The 18,122-nt window shown below is 59.2% G+C and carries 16 protein-coding genes; 6 read left to right on the forward strand and 10 right to left on the reverse strand.

Features of this window, described 5'->3' with window-relative positions:
• Nucleotides 1-94 precede the first annotated feature (94 nt).
• Nucleotides 95-1,030: a D-2-hydroxyacid dehydrogenase gene (locus DW850_RS00230; protein ID WP_117736128.1), complete on the forward strand. Its 936-nt coding sequence runs from the start codon at nt 95-97 to the stop codon at nt 1,028-1,030.
• A 233-nt stretch (nt 1,031-1,263) separates the two neighbouring features.
• On the opposite strand, the gene DW850_RS00235 is transcribed toward DW850_RS00230, so the two are convergent.
• From DW850_RS00235 to DW850_RS00245, 3 genes are all read right to left on the reverse strand, one after another.
• Nucleotides 1,264-1,758, reverse strand: coding sequence for a PIN domain-containing protein (locus DW850_RS00235; RefSeq protein WP_117785907.1), 495 nt, complete (start codon nt 1,756-1,758; stop codon nt 1,264-1,266).
• Nucleotides 1,751-2,131, reverse strand: a complete 381-nt coding sequence (locus DW850_RS00240) for a hypothetical protein (RefSeq protein ID WP_117785908.1) — start codon at nt 2,129-2,131, stop codon at nt 1,751-1,753. The genes DW850_RS00235 and DW850_RS00240 overlap by 8 nt, the downstream gene beginning before the upstream one ends.
• Before the next feature lie 213 nt (nt 2,132-2,344).
• Complete coding sequence (locus DW850_RS00245; protein ID WP_233540573.1) at nt 2,345-3,730, reverse strand: M18 family aminopeptidase; 1,386 nt, start codon at nt 3,728-3,730, stop codon at nt 2,345-2,347.
• A gap of 161 nt (nt 3,731-3,891) precedes the next feature.
• Between DW850_RS00245 and DW850_RS00250 the strand changes: the two genes are divergently transcribed.
• From DW850_RS00250 to DW850_RS00260, 3 genes are all read left to right on the forward strand, one after another.
• The gene (locus DW850_RS00250; protein ID WP_117785909.1) at nt 3,892-4,977 is read left to right on the forward strand and encodes a carcinine hydrolase/isopenicillin-N N-acyltransferase family protein; all 1,086 of its coding nucleotides are present in this window, start codon (nt 3,892-3,894) and stop codon (nt 4,975-4,977) included.
• A 139-nt stretch (nt 4,978-5,116) separates the two neighbouring features.
• Complete coding sequence (locus tag DW850_RS00255; protein ID WP_117785910.1) at nt 5,117-6,196, forward strand: 6-phosphofructokinase; 1,080 nt, start codon at nt 5,117-5,119, stop codon at nt 6,194-6,196.
• A 433-nt stretch (nt 6,197-6,629) separates the two neighbouring features.
• Entirely contained in the window at nt 6,630-7,550 is a 921-nt protein-coding gene (locus DW850_RS00260; RefSeq protein ID WP_117785911.1) for a helix-turn-helix domain-containing protein, read from the forward strand.
• 514 nt (nt 7,551-8,064) lie between these two features.
• On the opposite strand, the gene DW850_RS00265 is transcribed toward DW850_RS00260, so the two are convergent.
• Together DW850_RS00265 and DW850_RS00270 are read right to left on the reverse strand one after the other, a co-directional pair.
• On the reverse strand, nt 8,065-10,830 hold the full coding sequence (locus DW850_RS00265) for an FtsX-like permease family protein (RefSeq protein WP_233540574.1): 2,766 nt from the start codon (nt 10,828-10,830) through the stop codon (nt 8,065-8,067).
• A 5-nt stretch (nt 10,831-10,835) separates the two neighbouring features.
• Complete coding sequence (locus DW850_RS00270; RefSeq protein ID WP_117563856.1) at nt 10,836-11,537, reverse strand: ABC transporter ATP-binding protein; 702 nt, start codon at nt 11,535-11,537, stop codon at nt 10,836-10,838.
• Nucleotides 11,538-11,808: 271 nt separating this feature from the next.
• On the opposite strand from DW850_RS00270, the gene DW850_RS00275 reads away from it, so the two are divergent.
• Together DW850_RS00275 and DW850_RS00280 are read left to right on the forward strand one after the other, a co-directional pair.
• Nucleotides 11,809-12,447: a GyrI-like domain-containing protein gene (locus DW850_RS00275; RefSeq protein WP_117785912.1), complete on the forward strand. Its 639-nt coding sequence runs from the start codon at nt 11,809-11,811 to the stop codon at nt 12,445-12,447.
• Between the two features lie 185 nt (nt 12,448-12,632).
• Complete coding sequence (locus DW850_RS00280) at nt 12,633-13,877, forward strand: chloride channel protein (protein ID WP_117785913.1); 1,245 nt, start codon at nt 12,633-12,635, stop codon at nt 13,875-13,877.
• Nucleotides 13,878-13,946: 69 nt separating this feature from the next.
• On the opposite strand, the gene DW850_RS00285 is transcribed toward DW850_RS00280, so the two are convergent.
• The 5 genes from DW850_RS00285 to DW850_RS00300 form a co-directional block, all read right to left on the reverse strand.
• Entirely contained in the window at nt 13,947-14,621 is a 675-nt protein-coding gene (locus DW850_RS00285) for a TIGR00266 family protein (protein ID WP_117648272.1), read from the reverse strand.
• Nucleotides 14,622-14,786: 165 nt separating this feature from the next.
• On the reverse strand, nt 14,787-16,148 hold the full coding sequence (locus DW850_RS00290; protein WP_117785914.1) for a sensor histidine kinase KdpD: 1,362 nt from the start codon (nt 16,146-16,148) through the stop codon (nt 14,787-14,789).
• A gap of 2 nt (nt 16,149-16,150) precedes the next feature.
• Entirely contained in the window at nt 16,151-16,387 is a 237-nt protein-coding gene (locus DW850_RS10240; protein WP_255415223.1) for a winged helix-turn-helix domain-containing protein, read from the reverse strand.
• Nucleotides 16,388-16,399: 12 nt separating this feature from the next.
• Nucleotides 16,400-16,834, reverse strand: coding sequence for a response regulator (locus DW850_RS10245; protein ID WP_199575442.1), 435 nt, complete (start codon nt 16,832-16,834; stop codon nt 16,400-16,402).
• A 228-nt stretch (nt 16,835-17,062) separates the two neighbouring features.
• Nucleotides 17,063-17,641, reverse strand: a complete 579-nt coding sequence (locus DW850_RS00300) for a methylated-DNA--[protein]-cysteine S-methyltransferase (RefSeq protein ID WP_233540575.1) — start codon at nt 17,639-17,641, stop codon at nt 17,063-17,065.
• Nucleotides 17,642-18,122: the final 481 nt, after the last annotated feature.

Consider the following 18,122-nt stretch of genomic DNA (forward strand, 5'->3'; position numbering starts at 1 on the left):
ATCACGAAGCCCGGCGTTTTTTAGCGTTTTACCTGGTAAAACCTGCCAAAATAAACCTGTCCCTTTTTGGCAGGTCGAGCGGAGAGGACTGTTTGTGAACATCCTGGTTTTGCTGCCCGTCAATGACCGCCATCGCGCAATTCTTGAGTCGAGCGCTCCGGGCGAGGACTTTATCTACACGAGCGCCGACGCCATCACGCGCGAGCAGGTCGCCGACGCCGACGTGATCTTGGGCAACATCGACTCTGACATGCTCACGGCATGCGAGCATCTCCAGCTGCTGCAATTGCAGACCGCCGGCTATGACGACTACCTTGCCGCCGGCACCGTGCCGGCCGACGCCAAACTGTCTTGCTCGGTGGGCGCCTACGGTCAGGCTGTGAGCGAGCACATGTTTGCCATGGTCCTTTCCATGATGAAGCGCCTGCCCGGCTATCACGACTTGCAGCGCGAGCATCGCTGGGAGGATTTGGGGCCGGTCACCTCGCTCAAAAACGCCAATGTGCTGGTGCTGGGCGCGGGCGATGTCGGTGGCCACTTCGCCACGCTCTGCCGCAGCATGGGCGCGCACGTCCGCGGCATCAAGCGCCATCCGCTCGTCTACCCCATTGTGTTTGAGGACATGGACGGCATGGATGCCCTGCCCGAGCGCCTGGCCGAGGCTGACATCGTTGCATCCTTTATGCCGAGCACACCCGAGACCCGCGGCCTGGCGAACGCCGAGTTCTTCGCCGCGATGAAACCGGGTGCCTTCTTTGCCAACGGCGGCCGCGGCGATCTTGTGGTCGCCGACGACTTGGTTGCCGCTCTGGAATCGGGACATCTCGCCGGCGCCGCGGTCGACGTCACCGACCCCGAGCCGCTGCCTGAGACAAGCCCCCTGTGGGATGCGCCCAACATGCTCATCACGCCGCACGTCTCGGGCTGGTTCCACCTAGCCGCCACGCTCAACAACGTCGTCGACATCGCCGCGGAGAACCTGCGTCATCTGCAAGCCGGCGAGACCCTGCGCTGCTGGATCGAGCACTAAGAATTACGCCGTTTTACAAACGGCGTAATGAGCCGACGCTGCGAGCCCGTCTGGACGGCAATCTGCCTTTCAACTTCGGCGGCATGACCAGAAGGTCAATGCCGCCTTGTTTCAAGGCACCTTGCTCGCCCAGACGGGCTCTCGCTGACTTTTGTTCAACCTGCGGGGTCTGGCTGGCGTTGGCTCTATCTGTGGGCCCTCGCTGACTTTTGTTCGGCCAGTGAGGTCTAGAGCTATTTGAGCGTTGCCAAGTACTTTCTTGCGTTTTCGACGTTCATTGCTGCGACGGGCGCATGCGAACAGAGTTTGACATCGTTGGTGACCAGTAAATCTGCTTGGGCGCGTATCGCAGCCGCAATGATTAAATCGTCTTCGTAATCGCTATGGAGCTCACGCTGTTTGCTCGCCATCCATATGTCGCTCAGGTCACAGGGCACTGGCGTGGCAAGCTGCGAAAGCACGCCAAGACAATCCCATGCAAGCGATGTCGCTGCCGTAGCAGCATCCTGGGAAAGCGAACCGTGCTCTCGCCGATACCATGCCTTATGCTCGCTGGAAATTAAATAGAACAGGTCTTTGGACGATGTCGCCGCATACAGTAAATCTATCTGTGCCGTACATGCATCGCGTAAAAACTCAATCGCCAGCGAACGACCGCGTCGTGAGGGAATGAAGTAATCGAGCCACACGTTGGTGTCAACCAAGATGCGCTTTGGAGTCTCACTCACAGAGCCAGCTCATCTCCTCGCCATAGCGATCCGCATAGGCATTCCGTTTGAGCTCTTCGTCGTTCGATGGTCGAGCCTTGGCCATATCGATTCCCGACTCACGGCAAACAGCAGCGAACAGCTTCGATCCTTGGTCGATGAGTTCGAGTTTGCGCTTGGCGGCCTTTTCTCGCTCGCGCTGTTCCGCCCGGGCACGACTAGGCAGCAGGATATCCTCAAGCGCACCGGGGCGATCGGCCAGCGACGCCGCAAGCTGCCAGAGCGCTCGCACCGCTTGGCTCGGCGTCATACCGGCCTTGGAGAGAGCAGCGTCGCCGCTCCTTTTAAGATCGGCATCGAGACGCACGTTGATCTGAGCGGCCGTTGTAGTCATGATCCCTCCTTACCACTCCAAAATCATCATAAAACACTATGTTAAATACGTAAAGCATGTATAGCATTTTGAAGCATAGCCGTATCCTGCGCACCAAAAGCCGCCGAGGCGCACTGCACCTCGGCGGCTACGCATCACCGATGTAGTTCGGTTTTACCCTTTGCATTTGCCCAGATAAAACCTGCCAAAATTAACATCCCTTTTTGGTAGGTTTTAGAGCTCAACGCTTTCGGCGCCGTTGATGTTCAGGTCACGCTCGTAGAAGGCCGTGAGGGCGCGGATGGCGTATACCACGTCGCGCACGCCACCGGTCTCGTAGCTAGAATGCATGGCCAGCTGAGGCAGGCCCACGTCCACGGCATGCATGCTCGCCTGCATATTGGACAGATTGCCGAGCGTGGATCCGCCGGCCATATCGCTCTTGTTGGCGAAGGCCTGCGTGGGTACGTCGGCGTCATCGCAGATGGCCTGGAACACCGCGCGGCTAAAGGCATCGGTACAGTAGTGCTGGTTGGCGGCTTCCTTGATGACGATGCCGCCGTTGAGCACCACCTGATTGCGGGCATCGCACTTCTCGGCGTGGTTGGGGTGCACGGCATGTGCATTGTCGCAGCTTACAAGCATCGAGGCGGCAAGTGCGCGATGGTACGACTCGTCGTCAAAGCCCAGCGATCCGTTAATGCGGCGCAGCGCGTCGGCCAAGAACGTCGACATGGCGCCCTGCTTGGTCTCGGAGCCAACCTCCTCATTATCAAAGCAGCAGAAGACCGAAACGTCGTGCGCGTTCTCGGCACCCAAAAATGCCTGCAGCGAGGTGTAGGCGCAGGCCAGGTCGTCGAGCTTGGGCGTCGAGATAAACTCGTCAGCCCAGCCCCAAATACGTGCATCCTGACGATTGACCAGGAACAGATCGCGACCCAAAATCTGATCGGGCTCAACGTCCAGCTCGTCGGCAATCAGGGCGTCAAAATCTCCCTGCTTAAGATCACCGGCGCTGATGAGCGGGCACAGGTCGACGGCGCGATTGGGAGCAAAGCCCTCGTTAACGCCGCGGTTCATATGGATAGCAAGACTCGGAATGATAGCGACCTCGCGCTCGGTGGCGAGCAGGCGGCTCTCAATACGGTCGCCCTCGCGCACCAGCACGCGGCCCGCGAGCGCCAGCGGGCGGTCGAACCAGGTGTAGTCGATCATGCCGCCGTAGGCCTCGGTGTTCAGGCGCAGCATCTCGCCCGCACCGTCGAGCTCGGGCACGGCCTTGACCTTAAACGTCGGCGAGTCGCTGTGCGACGCCGTGAGCTGAAAATGATAGTCACCGGCAACGCCGTCCTCGCCCCACGTCGCGGCCAGGTCCTCGCCCACCTTAAAGGCAACGACGCTCGAGGTGTTGCGCTGCGTGTAATAACGCCCGCCCGGTTCGATATCCCACGCCGCATTCTCGGGCAGGTAGGTAAAGCCCGCCTCGTCGAGCTCGGCCATAATGGTCGCCGCCGTATGGAACATGCTGGGGCATGCCTCGATAAAGTCGATAAGGTCGTTGGCGGCCTCGATATCGTCGGCCGTCACATGCACGCGCTCGGGCGTTTCCTGATCCGTCATGCTCTCCCCTTTCGCTGGGTTGATGGTCCCCTCCAGCATACCCCGCCACGCCAGTGCCGCACTCTTCATTCCGTGCTTAATTCCGCACCGCTCACCAAGTTGAGCCATCATGCCCGCGCTCCTTTTGCGACAATTGCGCTAACAGGACGAGAGGAGCCGTCATGAAGCCACGTAACATTGCCATCGCCTGCGGTGTCGCGGGAGCCGCCGTCGGCCTTGCCGCTGCCACCGGCATCGTTTACCGCAAGCAAATCAAGTCCGTCGCGTCGCTCAAACGCTTGACCGACTATGCGGATGGCTATGACCTGTACGCAATCGACATCGCCTACGACTACGATCTTGATCGCATCATCGCCGCTGGCGTGTGCGACGACCAGGCCTACATCGATGCCGTGGTGGCGCAGGTGCTGCCCGGTGCGCCGGCACATGTCCAGGCGCCCCAGTTTGCCTGCAGCGCTTTTGCCGCCGTAGATGCCGAAGGCCGCGTGCGCACCGGTCGCAATTACGACTTTAAGGACGACACCTCGGCGCTGCTGGTGCGCAATCACCCACGCGGCGGCTATGCCTCCATCGGGTTTGCCGCCCTTAACAACCTGGGCGATAACACTCCGCTTGACTCCGTCGTCGGACGTGCCGCCGCACTCATGGGCCCGTTTGCCCAGCTCGACGGTGTTAACAAATGCGGCGTGTCCATTGCCGTACTCACTCTGGATTCCAAGCCCTGTGACCAGGACACGCAACGCCCCGTCATCAACACTTCGCTCGCCATCCGTCTGGTGCTCGACCGCGCGGCCACCACGCAGGAGGCCGTCGACCTGCTTTCTGCCTACGACATGCACGCCATGGCCGGACGCGACTATCACTTCTTTATCAACGACGCCGCCGGTGACGCGCGGGTGGTGGAGTGGGATCCGCGCGATCCCGACCGTGCATGCAAGGCGACGCCCGTACGCCAGGTCACGAACTTCTACGCCTGCTATGGCGACGAAGTGCTGCCCAACCAAAAGAATGGCGAGCTGGGCCATGGTAAAGAGCGCGCCGTCGCAATCGCCGATGTCCTCGACGCCCATGCCGGCGCCCAAGACGAGGCAGTCGCTTGGAAGGCCCTTCGCGCTGTGGCGCAAGAGCCCAATCCGGAAGACATCACCAGCAATACGCAATGGTCGGTCGTCTTTGACAATACCGAGCCCGCTGCCGCCATCACGCTGCGCCGCCACTGGGGCAACGTCGATGCCTTCGCACTGTAAGGAGCCAGGCCCGTCGACCTTACGTTCCCTGGCGTTGCTTACATTTCCATACGCTTGAGCTAACACGTTTTACCCCCGTATCAACAGTGTGCGGGGGTAAACTTATGCGCATGTTATAACTTGCCCGGAAGGATTCATCATGCTTAGGATCGGTCTTCTTACCAGTGGCGGCGACTGCCAAGCGCTCAACGCCACCATGCGCGGCATCGTCAAAACGCTTATAACCAATAGCGAAGAGCCTATCGAGATCTATGGTTTTGAGGACGGCTACCAGGGCCTTATCTACAGCAGGTTCCGTGTCATGACGCCCGCCGATTTTAGCGGCATCCTCACCCGTGGCGGCACCATCCTGGGCACGAGCCGCACGCCGTTCAAGCGCCTCGACATCCCCGAGGCCGACGGCGTCGAGAAGGTGCCCGCAATGGTCCACACCTATCACAAGCTGCAGCTCGACTGCCTGTTTATGCTGGGCGGCAACGGATCCACCAAGACCGCCAACCGCCTGCGCGAAGAGGGCCTCAACGTTATCGCCCTGCCCAAGACCATCGATAACGACACCTGGGGCACCGAGCTGACGTTTGGCTTTACGAGCGCCATCGACGTCGCCACCAAGTGCATCGACGACATCCACACCACTGCCTCGAGTCACGGCCGCGTGTTTGTCATCGAGATCATGGGCCACAAGGTCGGTTGGATTCCGCTGTATGCCGGCGTCGCGGGCGGCGCGGACGTCATCTTGATTCCCGAGATCCCCTACGACATGGACAACGTCATCAAGACCATCGAGCATCGCATGGAGACCGGCAGCCGCTTTACCATCGTAGCCGTCGCCGAGGGCGCTATCTCCAAGGAGGACGCGGCGCTGCCCAAGAAGGAGTACAAGAAAAAGCTCGCCGAGCGCACGAGTCCGTCGATCGTCTACGACATCGCCAAGGAGATCGAGGCCAAGACTGGTCGCGAGGCCCGCGTCGCCATCCCCGGCCACACGCAGCGCGGCGGCCAACCCGACGCCCAGGACCGCATCTTTGCGACCCAGTGCGGCGTCGAGGCGGCACTGGGGTGCCTACGCGGCGAGTTTGGCTACATGATTGCCCTGCGTGACGGCAAGATGTGCCACATGCCGCTCGAGGAGGTCGCCGGCAAGCTCAAATATGTCGACCCCCAGAGCGACCTGGTGCGCGAGGCCAAGGCGTTGGGCATCAGCTTCGGCGACGAATAGCCTCGGCTGGAATCCACCCCATCGGGCCCTCCGACCCCGCCCGACGTATTTCGATTTGGCTCCTCCCTTGACTCCGTCAAAGGTCGCCAATCGAAATCGTCGGGCGGGGTCGGAGGGCCCTGCGTTTACATACTCGCCGGGGCTATTCGTCTTCTTGCTGCGGGTGCCTGGGCTGGAATTGAGTTGCGGTGAAATAGTTCCTGCTTAGTCCGCAAATGGCTGAATCCAAAAACTATTCCACCGCAACTTACTGAGTGGGGGCTCTTGGCTGCTACTTGCACTGACATTTGTCCTAAAATGGCTGGTCGTTAGGGGTTGCTACCGGTAGTTGCGGTAGGGTTGGGGCAGATTCTAACTAGAAATGGTGGTCGCTACCGGTTGTTCTCGGCATACTCGGCTCATTCGATTCGACCATCAAACGAAAGGAACCACCATGGATCTTGCGATGGCACAGCGCCTCGTCGATCGCCGCAAGGCTGCCGGGCTTTCTCAGGAGGCGCTTGCCGCCCAGCTGGGTGTGAGTCGTCAGGCTGTCAGTAAATGGGAGCGCAGCGAATCCTCGCCCGATACCGATAACCTTATTGCGCTCGCCGCGCTGTATGGCGTGTCGCTGGATGAGCTGCTGTATGGGGAGGCGGCCAACGATGCCGACGACCTGGAGGACGGTAGCGCCGACACCGAGACGGCGGATGTGGCTGACGAGGCTGAGGATTCTGCCGAGCACGCCGATTGCGGCGACAAACCACTTGTCGACATTTCCCTCGCGCGCGGTATCCACGTCATTGATCCCAATAAGGGCGAGGAAGTCCATGTTGGTTGGAGCGGCATCCATGTGACCAACGAGCGCAAGGGCGAAGAGGTGCATGTGGGGCCGGGCGGCGTGCATATCGATACGCTTGAGGACGATGGACATAGCGTGCGCACCAATGACGACGGCACCGTCACCATCGACGGCGAAACGTTTTCCAGCTGGAAGGAAGCACACGACAAGCTCGACCATCATGGCAAGCATTTCCACACCAAGGTCGGACGTGCATGGAACAAATTCCCCTTCCCCGCACTTGTTACTCTCGCCTATCTGGTGCTCGGCATTGTCTACGGCACATGGGGCATGGGGCTTTTCCTCGTCTTTCTGGTTCCCGTCTACTACGCGATTGGTGACTTCATCGATCGGCGCCACCTGTCTAAGCTGATCGAGGCCATCTACCCGGCAGCCGCCATCGCTTGGTTCCTCTACATGTGGCTCTGTTTGGGACAGCCCCATCCTGCATGGATCATCCTCATCACGATTCCCGTCATAAAGGCGCTCATGCGCTGGTGCCGCAAACAATGGAAGCACCGCAAACAGGCCTAACACGCTCCGACCCACCAGCACCCAACCGCCCCCGCCCTTCTCCTAAGTTGCGGTGAGATAGGGACTGTTTTGAAGCTCCAAAGCGCCAAACAGTCCGTATATCACCGCAACTTACAAACAACTGGGTCAGTTCCGGCACGGAGATTAGCATTGAGCTGACCGCGCGCCAAGAAAAGGGCCTATTTACTACGTTTAACTCGAGAGGGCCGACCATACCCGCCTTTTCCGAAAACTGGCAAGCCCTCTACCTGCGGTTTTAATTTCATAATCTTTGTCACGGTCGAGGGTGTGGTAGCAAACGTAGTAGATAGGCCCATTTTGTGGCATACGACCCATACAAGCCCAATCTCGAAGGCCAAAGAGAGCCTCTCATCCACGCCTGCGAGCGAAAACCAAATAGAATGAAAGGCAAATGGAAAGCCCGTTTGACGGGGCAAACGCCGGGCCACCTAATGGTTGTCCGGCGTTTGCCCCGATAAAACCTGCCAAAATAAACCTGTCCCTTTTTGGCAGGCTACTCGGCGCTCTTGAGGGCGCCGACCATGTCGATCTTATTGAGGGTGCGATTGGTAGCGAGGTTGACGATGATCGTAAAGCCGAAGGAAAGCACCACGGCAAGCACGTAGCTCAGCGGCTCGACTTCGACGTCAAAGTACAATGACGGCATCTGCAAGATGTACGTAAAGCTCTCGGCCAGCGCACCACCCAGCGGTACGCCCAGCGCGGCTCCGATCGCCGTAAGAATCAACGTCTCCTTGTTGACGTAGTGATGCACCTCGCCACGGCGGAAGCCCAGCACCTTGATGGTCGCCAGCTCGCGTTCGCGCTCCGAAATATTCGTATTAGACAGCGTAAACACCACCACAAACGACAGGCACGCCGCCATAAAGGTCACAAGCACCACGACCGAGTTGATGATGGTGAAGTTGGCCTCATAATTCTCCCAATGCTCGGACGTACTCGAAATTGTGAGCCAACCGTCACTCTTAAGCTTCTTGCTAAACGCAATCTGGTCAGCCGACGAACCCTTAAGCAGCACAAAGACGCCGTTAAGGCGTGCACTTCGACCGAACGCGCGCTCATAGGTGCTCTGCGTCATGTAAAGCGTATTGCCCAGATAGTTGAGCGAGATGTCGCTGACTTTGACCTTGGCAACATTGAGCGACGAATCCTGGACGTGTGCCGTGTCACCCGGCTTGATCCCCAGCACCAGCTGTGAGCTCTTGCTCAGATACACATCTCCGTCACGCAGGGCGAGCGGTTCTTTGGACTCATCCTCCAGGCGCACGTAATCGCCCAAGTCACCCGTGCGGTCATCGGGCACCACGATCAGCTGCACGGTCTCGCTCTTGCCGCCAAATGTAAAGGTGACGTTGTCGGTCATAATCGGCAGCGTCGAAGTCACGGTCACGTTGGAATCCTTGGCTGCACTGCGCTCATCCAACGCCGCGCACGTCTGCGAAAAATCGTCGGGATTGGCGACCGCCAGCAGGTCATAGCGTGTGATGTGGCCGTACTGTTTGGGCGAAAGCGCCACCGACGTATCGCGGATACCCATACCGCAGATCACGAGCGCCGTGCATCCCGCGATACCAAAGATGGTCATAAAGGCACGCTTTTTGTAGCGGAACAGGTTACGCGCTGCCACCTTGTTCAAAAAGCCCATGCGACGCCAGACAAAGCCGATGCGCTCAAGCAAGATGCGCGAGCCGGCGCGCGGGGCCTTGGGACGCATGAGCGAGGCCGGGGTCTCGGCCATCTCGTGGCGGCAGGCGATAATCGTGGCGCCCACCACGCCCACGGTAAACAACGCCACCGATACGAGCGATGACACGATGTCGTACGAAAGCAGCATCTGGGGCAGCGAGTACATGTCGTCGAACACCGTAAACAAGAACAGCGGCAGGCCCACGAATCCGATGACGTTGCCGAGCACGCCGCCAATCAGGCACGCCCACAGTGCATAGTCCACGTATTTGGACAGGATGCGCCCGCGCGAGTAGCCGAGCGCCTTGTACAGGCCAATGAGCGTGCGCTCCTCCTCGACCATGCGTGTGGCGGTGGTGAGGCTGATGAGCACGGCGACGATAAAGAAGATAAACGGGAATACGGTGGCGATGGCCTCGATTGAGGAACTATCGCTCTCGACGCTCGAGTAGCTTGCGATATTGCCGCGGTCCTGGATGTACCAGGTGCATTCGCCCAGGTCAGAGAGCTCGGCGCGGGCATCGGCAAACTGCTGGCCGGCGGCGGCACGGCGCTGGTCCAGGTCGGCTTGCGCCTGCGCACGCTCGTCGCTGCCCTCGGCCATGCGGTTGATGTTGTCCTGCTCGATCCCAAAGACCATATCCGCCTGACGCTCAGCCGCGTCCAAGCTCGCCGGTGTGTCGACCGTCAACTCCTGAGCGCGCGCCTTCTCACGCTCCTCGCGGATCTTCTCGATATTGCCCTTGACCTCATTGATCTTTGCCGAGTAGGCATCCGAATAGGAGTTGAGGCTCTTGGCTCCCTCGACGACCACGTGAATCGCGGAATAGGACGACGACGTCGCGGCATCCTCGCTCACGTAGAACTTGTAGTCCGCGGCCGAGGCGGCACGGAAGGCGTTGACCGTCGAGTCGGAGCTCACGTCGGTGGGATCGAGAACCTCTGCCGTGATGGTGTAGTCCCCATCGGCAAACTGGTCCTTGGCGCTTTGGTTCGACGAGCTCGCATCGTTGGCGGCAAAGCTCACCGTATCGCCGATTTTCTTGCCCGAAGCCTTCAAAAAACGTGAGGTCACTGCCACTTCGCCCGAAGTCTCGGGCAGCTCGCCGTGTACTAGCACCGGTTGGTCAATATTCTCCTTGGAGAAACTTTGCACGACCACGCGCTCGCGCGTTGTGCCCACGGCGGTGTAGGCGGTCTCGGTGTAGATACCCTCGGCCGTCTCGACGCCGTCGACCTCTTGAATGGCCGCAAGATCGTCACGCGTAAGACCATAGGTCGACTGCACATTAATGTCATAAACATTCTGCTGGTCAAAGTAAGCGTCAACCGAATCGCACAGGTCCTCGCACCCCGCTTTGAGGCCGCACATCACGCTCACACCGAGCGCGGTGATGACCACGATGGACAAGAAGCGCTTAAGACTGCCTCGGATTGTACGGTAGATGCCACGGCGAAAAACCGTCGGCACCATATCGTTTGAGCTTTGGGCGGTGCGGTAGGTCGTAAAATCCTGCTCGCGCTCCGTGTTCTGCGCGTCGCGGCGCTGGCTGTTTTGGCGGTCCTGGTCCATGGGCGCTACCACTCGATCGTCTCGATAGGCACGGGATTTTGCTGGACCGTCTCGCTCTCCACGCGACCATTCTTAAAGCGAATCAGGCGATCGGCCATGGGCGCCAGCGCAGAGTTGTGGGTGATGATGATGACCGTAATGCCTTGCTTGCGGCAAGTGTCCTGTAGCAACTGCAAGATCTGCTTGCCGGTTTTGTAGTCAAGCGCGCCCGTGGGCTCGTCGCACAAAAGCAGCTTGGGGTTCTTAGCCAGCGCGCGGGCGATGGATACGCGCTGCTGCTCGCCGCCCGAAAGCTGCGCCGGAAAGTTAGCGAGGCGGTCGCCCAGGCCAACCTGGCGAAGCGTTTGCTCGGCATCGAGCGAATCGGGGCAGATCTGCGCCGCGAGTTCGACGTTCTCAAGCGCCGTCAGGTTAGGGACCAGATTGTAGAACTGAAAGACAAAGCCGACGTCGGCGCGGCGGTATTCCACAAGCTGAGCCTCGTTGGCAGAGCTCACGTCACGCCCGTCCACCGTCACGGTGCCAGAAGTTGCCGTGTCCATGCCGCCCAAGATGTTGAGCGCCGTCGTTTTACCGGCGCCCGAAGCGCCCAGAATGATGGCGAGCTCGCCGCGCTCGACCGTAAAGCTCGCGCCGTCGAGCGCGTGGATGCGGGCGTCGCCCTCGCCGTATGCCTTGATGACGTCTTTGAATTCGATATAGGCCATCGATTAATTCCCATCTGGTCGGATAACTCTTTAGTATTACCCATTTCCCACCTACCAAAAAGGGACAGGTTTATTTTGGCAGGTTTTATATGGGGAAACGGCAGCTATAGATAGGGCGCCGGGGAGGCCGAGAAATCATCAACGGGGTCAGGCCGACCGCCAAACACAACGCACGCATCTCAATCTGTCAGCCAAATCATTCGAACAGCTGTTCGTTTCTATGATATGATTCAACTATCTAAGCAGGCCAATACGCAGAAAGGCGGCCAACATGGCGTTCGACTTTAAGAAGGAATGCAAGGGGCTCTACAAACCTGCAAGCAAGCCGAGCATCGTAACAGTCCCGCCTATGAGCTACGTTGCCGTTCGCGGAAAGGGCGACCCAAATACCGAAGGTGGCGAGTATCAAAACGCCCTGCCGCTACTTTACGGCATCGCCTATACCGTCAAGATGTCGAAGAAAGGCTCAAGGAGTATCGAGGGCTATTTCGACTTTGTGGTACCGCCGCTCGAGGGTTTCTGGTGGCAAGAGTCCCCGAGCGGCGGCATCGATTATGTACGCAAGGACAATTTCAACTTTATCTCGTGCATCCGCCTGCCCGATTTCGTCACCCGAGATGACTTTGACTGGGCAGTCGCGGAAGCCACGACCAAAAAGAAACTGGACTTTTCCGCCGTCGAACTGCTTAAAGTTGACGAGGGTCTCTGCGTTCAATGCATGCACACCGGGCCCTACGACAACGAACCGGCGACCGTAGACGCTATGCATGAATACACGACCGAGCTGGGCTATGTTCCCGACTTCTCAGACACCCGTTTACATCACGAAATCTATCTCTCCGATCCACGCAAATGCGCACCGGAGAAACTTAAGACCGTGGTTCGTCATCCTATCAAGCGCGCTGAATAGCGTGGGGCGTCATTTCACGCGCTAGGTTTTAAGCCGGCCAACCAGCCGCCTCCTAGGCCGTCCGGTAATTATCTTGACGCGGCCCGTCGCATCTTATAAGTTTGTTTTGCTAAAGCTGGAAAGCCTCTCAACGATGCGCAACTCCAGCTCTTTTTCTATCAAGAGAGCAAGTGTCGAAAAGCAAAATGTCAGAAAGCAGCGCTTCGAGCAGAATCAAACGCCTGGTCAACACCTATAGCGGTCTCGTGCTCATGGGCGCCGTCGGAATCCCTATCGGCGTTATCGTTGGCGCCATCAGTGCCCTTTTTGGTCGTGTGCTCCTGGCAATCGGCGCCTTCCGTGACGAGCACATCGTACTGCTCCTTCCCTTCCTCGCCCTCATGGGCTTGGCCATCGTATTTGCCTACCTCACCTGGGGCAAAGGCACCGATCGGGGCATGAACTTAGTATTCGACGTAGGTCACGGACGCGAGGACGCCATCTCCCCGCGTCTGGTGCCGCTCATTATGCTGAGCACGTGGGCCACGCATCTCTTTGGCGGCAGCGCGGGACGCGAAGGCGTAGCCGTGCAGATCGGCGCAACCGTCTCGCATTGGATCGGCCGACGTCTACCTTTCCGAGAACCCGGCAACACGTTTTTGCTTATCGGCATGGCCGCCGGCTTTGCCGGACTCTTCCGAACGCCCCTCGCCGCCACGGTCTTTGCGATCGAAGTACTGGTCGCAGGACGCATGGAATACCGCGCGCTGTTTCCCGCGCTTACAGCCTCGCTCGCCGCAAGCATGACCTCCGGCGCTCTGGGGCTCGAGAAGTTTGAGGTCGCCGTTACCGCCTCGTATGCGCTCGACCTCCCCGGTCTTGGACGACTGGCGTTGTTGGGTATCGCGTTTGGTATGGTAGGTGGAGCTTTTGCCTGGTGCCTTGCCCATGCCAAGACCCTTGCAGCGCGGCTGCTCCCCAGCCCTTACATACGCGTTGCCGTTATGGGCCTTGCGCTGTCGGCGATTCTGTTCGCGCTGTGGCAGGGGCGATACTGCGGCCTTGGCACCAACCTGATATCCGCGGCACTGGGTGACAACGGTGAGGCGTCGATCATGCTTTGGGACTGGGCGCTCAAATTCGTACTCACCATCGCCACGCTTGCCGCAGGATATCAGGGTGGCGAGGTGACGCCGCTGTTCTCCATCGGAGCCAGCCTGGGTGTCGTACTCGCCGGGATTCTCGGCATGCCCGTCGAGCTCTGCGCCGCGCTGGGATACGCCGCCGTCTTTGGCAGCGCCACCAATACGCTGCTCGCGCCCATCTTTATTGGCTGCGAGGTCTTTGGCTTTAGCAGTCTGCCGACGTTCTTTATTGTCTGCGTCGTGGCCTACCTGTTCAACATGGATAAGTCGATCTATGCGCTGCAGGAGCACAGCCGCACCCGATAAACAGGGCGTTTGCCACCAAAAAACGCGCACGACAGGCCGGGCCCGCCGCGCGCGTCATCCTATACACGATTAGTTATTGTTGTTGGTCATCGAAGCCACTGCTGCCGCAAGATTGGAAATGGGCATTGTCTGCAGCCAGATGCGCCCCGGACCGGTGAGCACAGTGTTGAACACGCCTTCACCGCCAAACATGATGTTTTTGACGCCCTTGACCATATGCGCGTCGATGCTCACCGTCTCCTCAAAGCCGGCCACGTTGCCGGTATCTACAATCATTTGCTGGCCAGCAGCAAGCTCGTACTCAACTAGGTCGCCGTCGATCTCGGCAAAGGCAATACCCGAGCCCGTGAGCTTTTGCATGATAAAACCCTCGCCGCCAAAGACGCCGGTCTTTGCCTTCTTGTTAAAGTGGATGCTCAGCTCAACACCACTTTCCGCGGCAAGGAACGAACGCTTCTGCAAAATCCAGCTCTTACCAGGGCCAATCTCGATCGGTATAATGCGGCCGGGGAAGCAAGAGCCAAACGCAATCATGCCATCGCCGTGCGCGGTCCAAATGTTTTGGAACAACGCCTCACCCGAAAAAGCCTTAGAGAACATCTTGCCTATACCACCGCCCGAGGTGGACATCTCCATGTTGGGGGTCATCCAGACCATGGCACCGCTTTCGGTGATCATGGATTCGCCGTCGCTAAGGTTGCACGTAACAACCGGGAAAGCCCCTCCGCCGATCTCGTACTGCATGACCGTCTCCTTTCCTTCGGGAGCCGAACAACGATGTCCATATTTTAGCAGTTAGAGGTGCGTTTATTTGGGTCGGTGGCGTTCATGGCGCCGATCACCGCCAGCCTCCGCTGCCGTCTGCACAGATAAAACCTGCCAAAACAAACCTGTCCCTTTTTGCAGGTTTTAGAGACGGACGGTGAAGGTGATCTGATGGTCGTGGCCAGATACGGTAGCGGAGCCGCCATGGGCTTCGGCGATGGCACGCACCACGGATAGGCCCACGCCCGAGCCGCCCGTCTTGGAGCTGCGCGACACGTCCGCACGATAGAAGCGGTCGAACAATCGATCTAGGTCGCCTTCGGGCAGCTCGTCCACGGCGTTCGATACGACAAGCTCGGTGGCGCCCTTACCCTGAACGCGCGAAACGGCACGCAGGCTCAGCTCAATCACGCTGCCCTCGCTCGCATAGCGCGTGGCGTTGTCCAGAAGCAGCTCAACCACCTGCGCCACCGCCGCAGCATCGGCATGGGCCCGCACGCCGCACGCAATCGACGTCGACAGACGCTTGCCGCGCGAAACCGCCACCGATTCAAACGGCGCCGCAGCCTTGTCCACGGCCTCCGAAAGATCGATCGATGTCATGGTAAAGCCCGCCGAGCCCTCGTCCATACGTGCCAAAAACACTAGACGTTCCGTGAGCGCCGTCAGCCGCGCAACCTGCTCGTGAATGCTCTGCGTCCACTCACTTTCGCCGCTCTCGATCTCTTGTACCTCATTGGCGGCGTCAATTACAGCCAGCGGCGTCTTGATCTCGTGGCTCGCATCGGTAATAAAGCGCTTTTGCTTGCTGTAGCTCTCGACCATCGGTCGAATCACCGCGCCCGAGGCACCCGCCACAATTGCCAGCACCGCCAGCCAGCCAATGCAACTGATCGCCACGCTCGCGCTCAAAAACGAATGAAAGCTTGCAAGCTCGCGCGAGCAGTCCACGAACACATAGGTGATCTCGTCGTCCTGGACGTCGGTCGTATAACGATAATTGCCAGAGAAGCCCGAGGTCCAGCCCTTGGCATGCAGCCTTGCGGCAATACTGGCGGCGCGCTTGGCACCAACCGCGGCAATGCGGGCCGTATTGACATCGGCAACCTGTCCGGCGTCAATCGTCACCGTAAAGTAGCGCGTGTCGAAGGGAGACTCCGCCGTCATGCCTTCGAAGTGTCTGATGCGAACGCCCGCTTGGCTATCGCCGGCATCCTTGCCATTAGCGGGCTCGGCTTTAGGCTCGTCCCCCCAATCGATACCGTCCTTGCCCGCCAGAATATAGTCCAGGCGAGCGTCGGCCATCTTGCAGACATGCGAATAATTGACGATGTTGATGCCGGCGATGATAAGCGTGAGCACCACGGTCACGGCGCCCATGGCAACGAGGATAAACTTGCGACGCAGACGGCGGCCCAATGCGTCAACAGAATTAGCCCGCCCCGTACTACTCGAGGCGGCGTGAAACCACTCCGTCATGCGCTTGCACCACGCGCTCGCGCTCACGCTTATTCGCCTTCCTCGACAACCTCGAGCGAATAGCCCTGGTTACGCGACGCGCGAATGGCAACGTTGGCACCAAGCGCCGTCAGCTTTTTGCGCAGGTACGAGATATAGACCCACACCACGTTGGCGCCTTCGGGCGCGTCCTCACCCCAAACCTCGAGCATCAGACGTTCAGTGGGCATGCGCGTGCCGGCGTTGCGCATAAAGAGTTCCATAAGCTGAAACTCGCGATTGGCCAGGTGCTCCTCGCCCTAGGGTCCCACAAGCGTGCAAGCCGCCGTGTCGAGGCGCACGTTACCCACGCTGAGCGTCGTGGCGTCAATTGCCGTCGCGGCGCGCGTCATGGCACGAATACGCGCAAGCAGTTCCTTGGCGGCAAACGGCTTGGTCAGGTAATCGTTGGCACCGGCATCCAGGCCCTCGACCTTATCGGACACCTCGCTTTTTGCCGTGAGCATGATGATGGGCAGTCGATTTCCGGCGGCGCGTGTACGCTTGAGCACCTCGATGCCGTCCATGCCGGGCATCATGATGTCCAGGATTGCGGCGTCGTAATCGTTGGTGAGTAGATTCTCGAGCGCCGTCAAGCCGTCGAGGGCGGTGTCGACCTCGTAGTCGCTATGTTGAAGAATCGCGGTGAGGGCGCGGGAGAGACCAGGTTCGTCCTCGGCAAGCATCAGCTTCATAGTTGCTCCTTTGGCGCACGGCTATACAGGTTTCGATACTGCCGATGATAGCGCACCGCCAGCTGCCTTAGCGCAGCCCTAGCTGCTCAACCTGCACGTTTTTAAATGCGCAGAATATGGCTTAGCCAAACTTAAGGCGCAGATGCTGAGCACTTGGACGCATGCCGACCGCGAAAGGACGGCGACTCGTTCTTTCAGGGCGTCTTGGCTATGCAAAGTGCCTTGGCGTTACTCCTCGTACGCGCCCTCAAGCCGAAGCAGCCACTCCTTGCGATTGAGCCCACCGGCATATCCGTTGAGCGATCCGTCGGCCGCCACCACGCGATGGCACGGCACAATAATCGAAATGGGATTACGCGCGACCGCAGCCCCCACCGCACGAGGAGACACAGCGGGCGCTTCATTTCCCGGCACACGATGTCGAGCCGCAATACGCTGGGCAATCTCGCCATACGTAGCGACTTCGCCACGTGGGATAGAAAGCAGCTCAAACCAAACCTCACGCTGGAACGCCGTACCGATCATATGCAACGGCGGCGTAAACCGAGGTTCCTGCCCTGCAAAATAAGCATTCAGCCAAGCCCAGGAACGCTCAAGCACCGAAGAGGCCGCACCATTTGCCGGACTCACCGACGACATGCCACCAATACCGGAAACCGCGTCGGCGCCTTCAACATGTTCGGAGTCTTCCCGGAGAAGCGTGGAGCCAAAATGCTCCTGTCCCTCAAACCAAAGCCCCGTCAGACCGCGGCCATCAGCGGCAAGCAAGATTTCGCCCAAAGGCGAGGCAAACGTCGTCGTGACCACCAGCGGCTCCTTTCAAAACTCAGCAAACATAATACCGCGAACTGTGCAGACAACCTCCGCAGATACGTCCGGGCGGGCTCGCAATTACTTCAGCGAGGCTGTTTTTCCCAATCAAGCGAAGAAGACGCGGGGCTTCGACGCCAGGGCGGTACCCCCGCCAGCTGAGCTCTAATACTTTCCCGAGAAGTGAACGAGTAAAAACGAAGCCCCGGAGCATCCACACCTTTAGACCAAAAAACCGCAGGATTCGCGCTGCAAAACCGCAGGAAATAGCGGTCAAAATATGCCAATGCTTCGGGGGTCCAAATAAGGTCGTTCACTTCACGGGAAAAGTATTAGACCTCAATTCGCACCAAGCCCAAAGTCACCCCAGGCAGCAGGCGCGAAGCGCCGCCGCTGCCGCCACGGCCCCGCAGTAGACCCAGGCGGCAGGCGCGAAGCGCCGAGGCCGCCGCCGGGACCAGAGCCCGCAACAACCACG

This window comes from Collinsella sp. AM36-4AA (genome assembly GCF_003467795.1).
Lineage (GTDB): Bacteria > Actinomycetota > Coriobacteriia > Coriobacteriales > Coriobacteriaceae > Collinsella.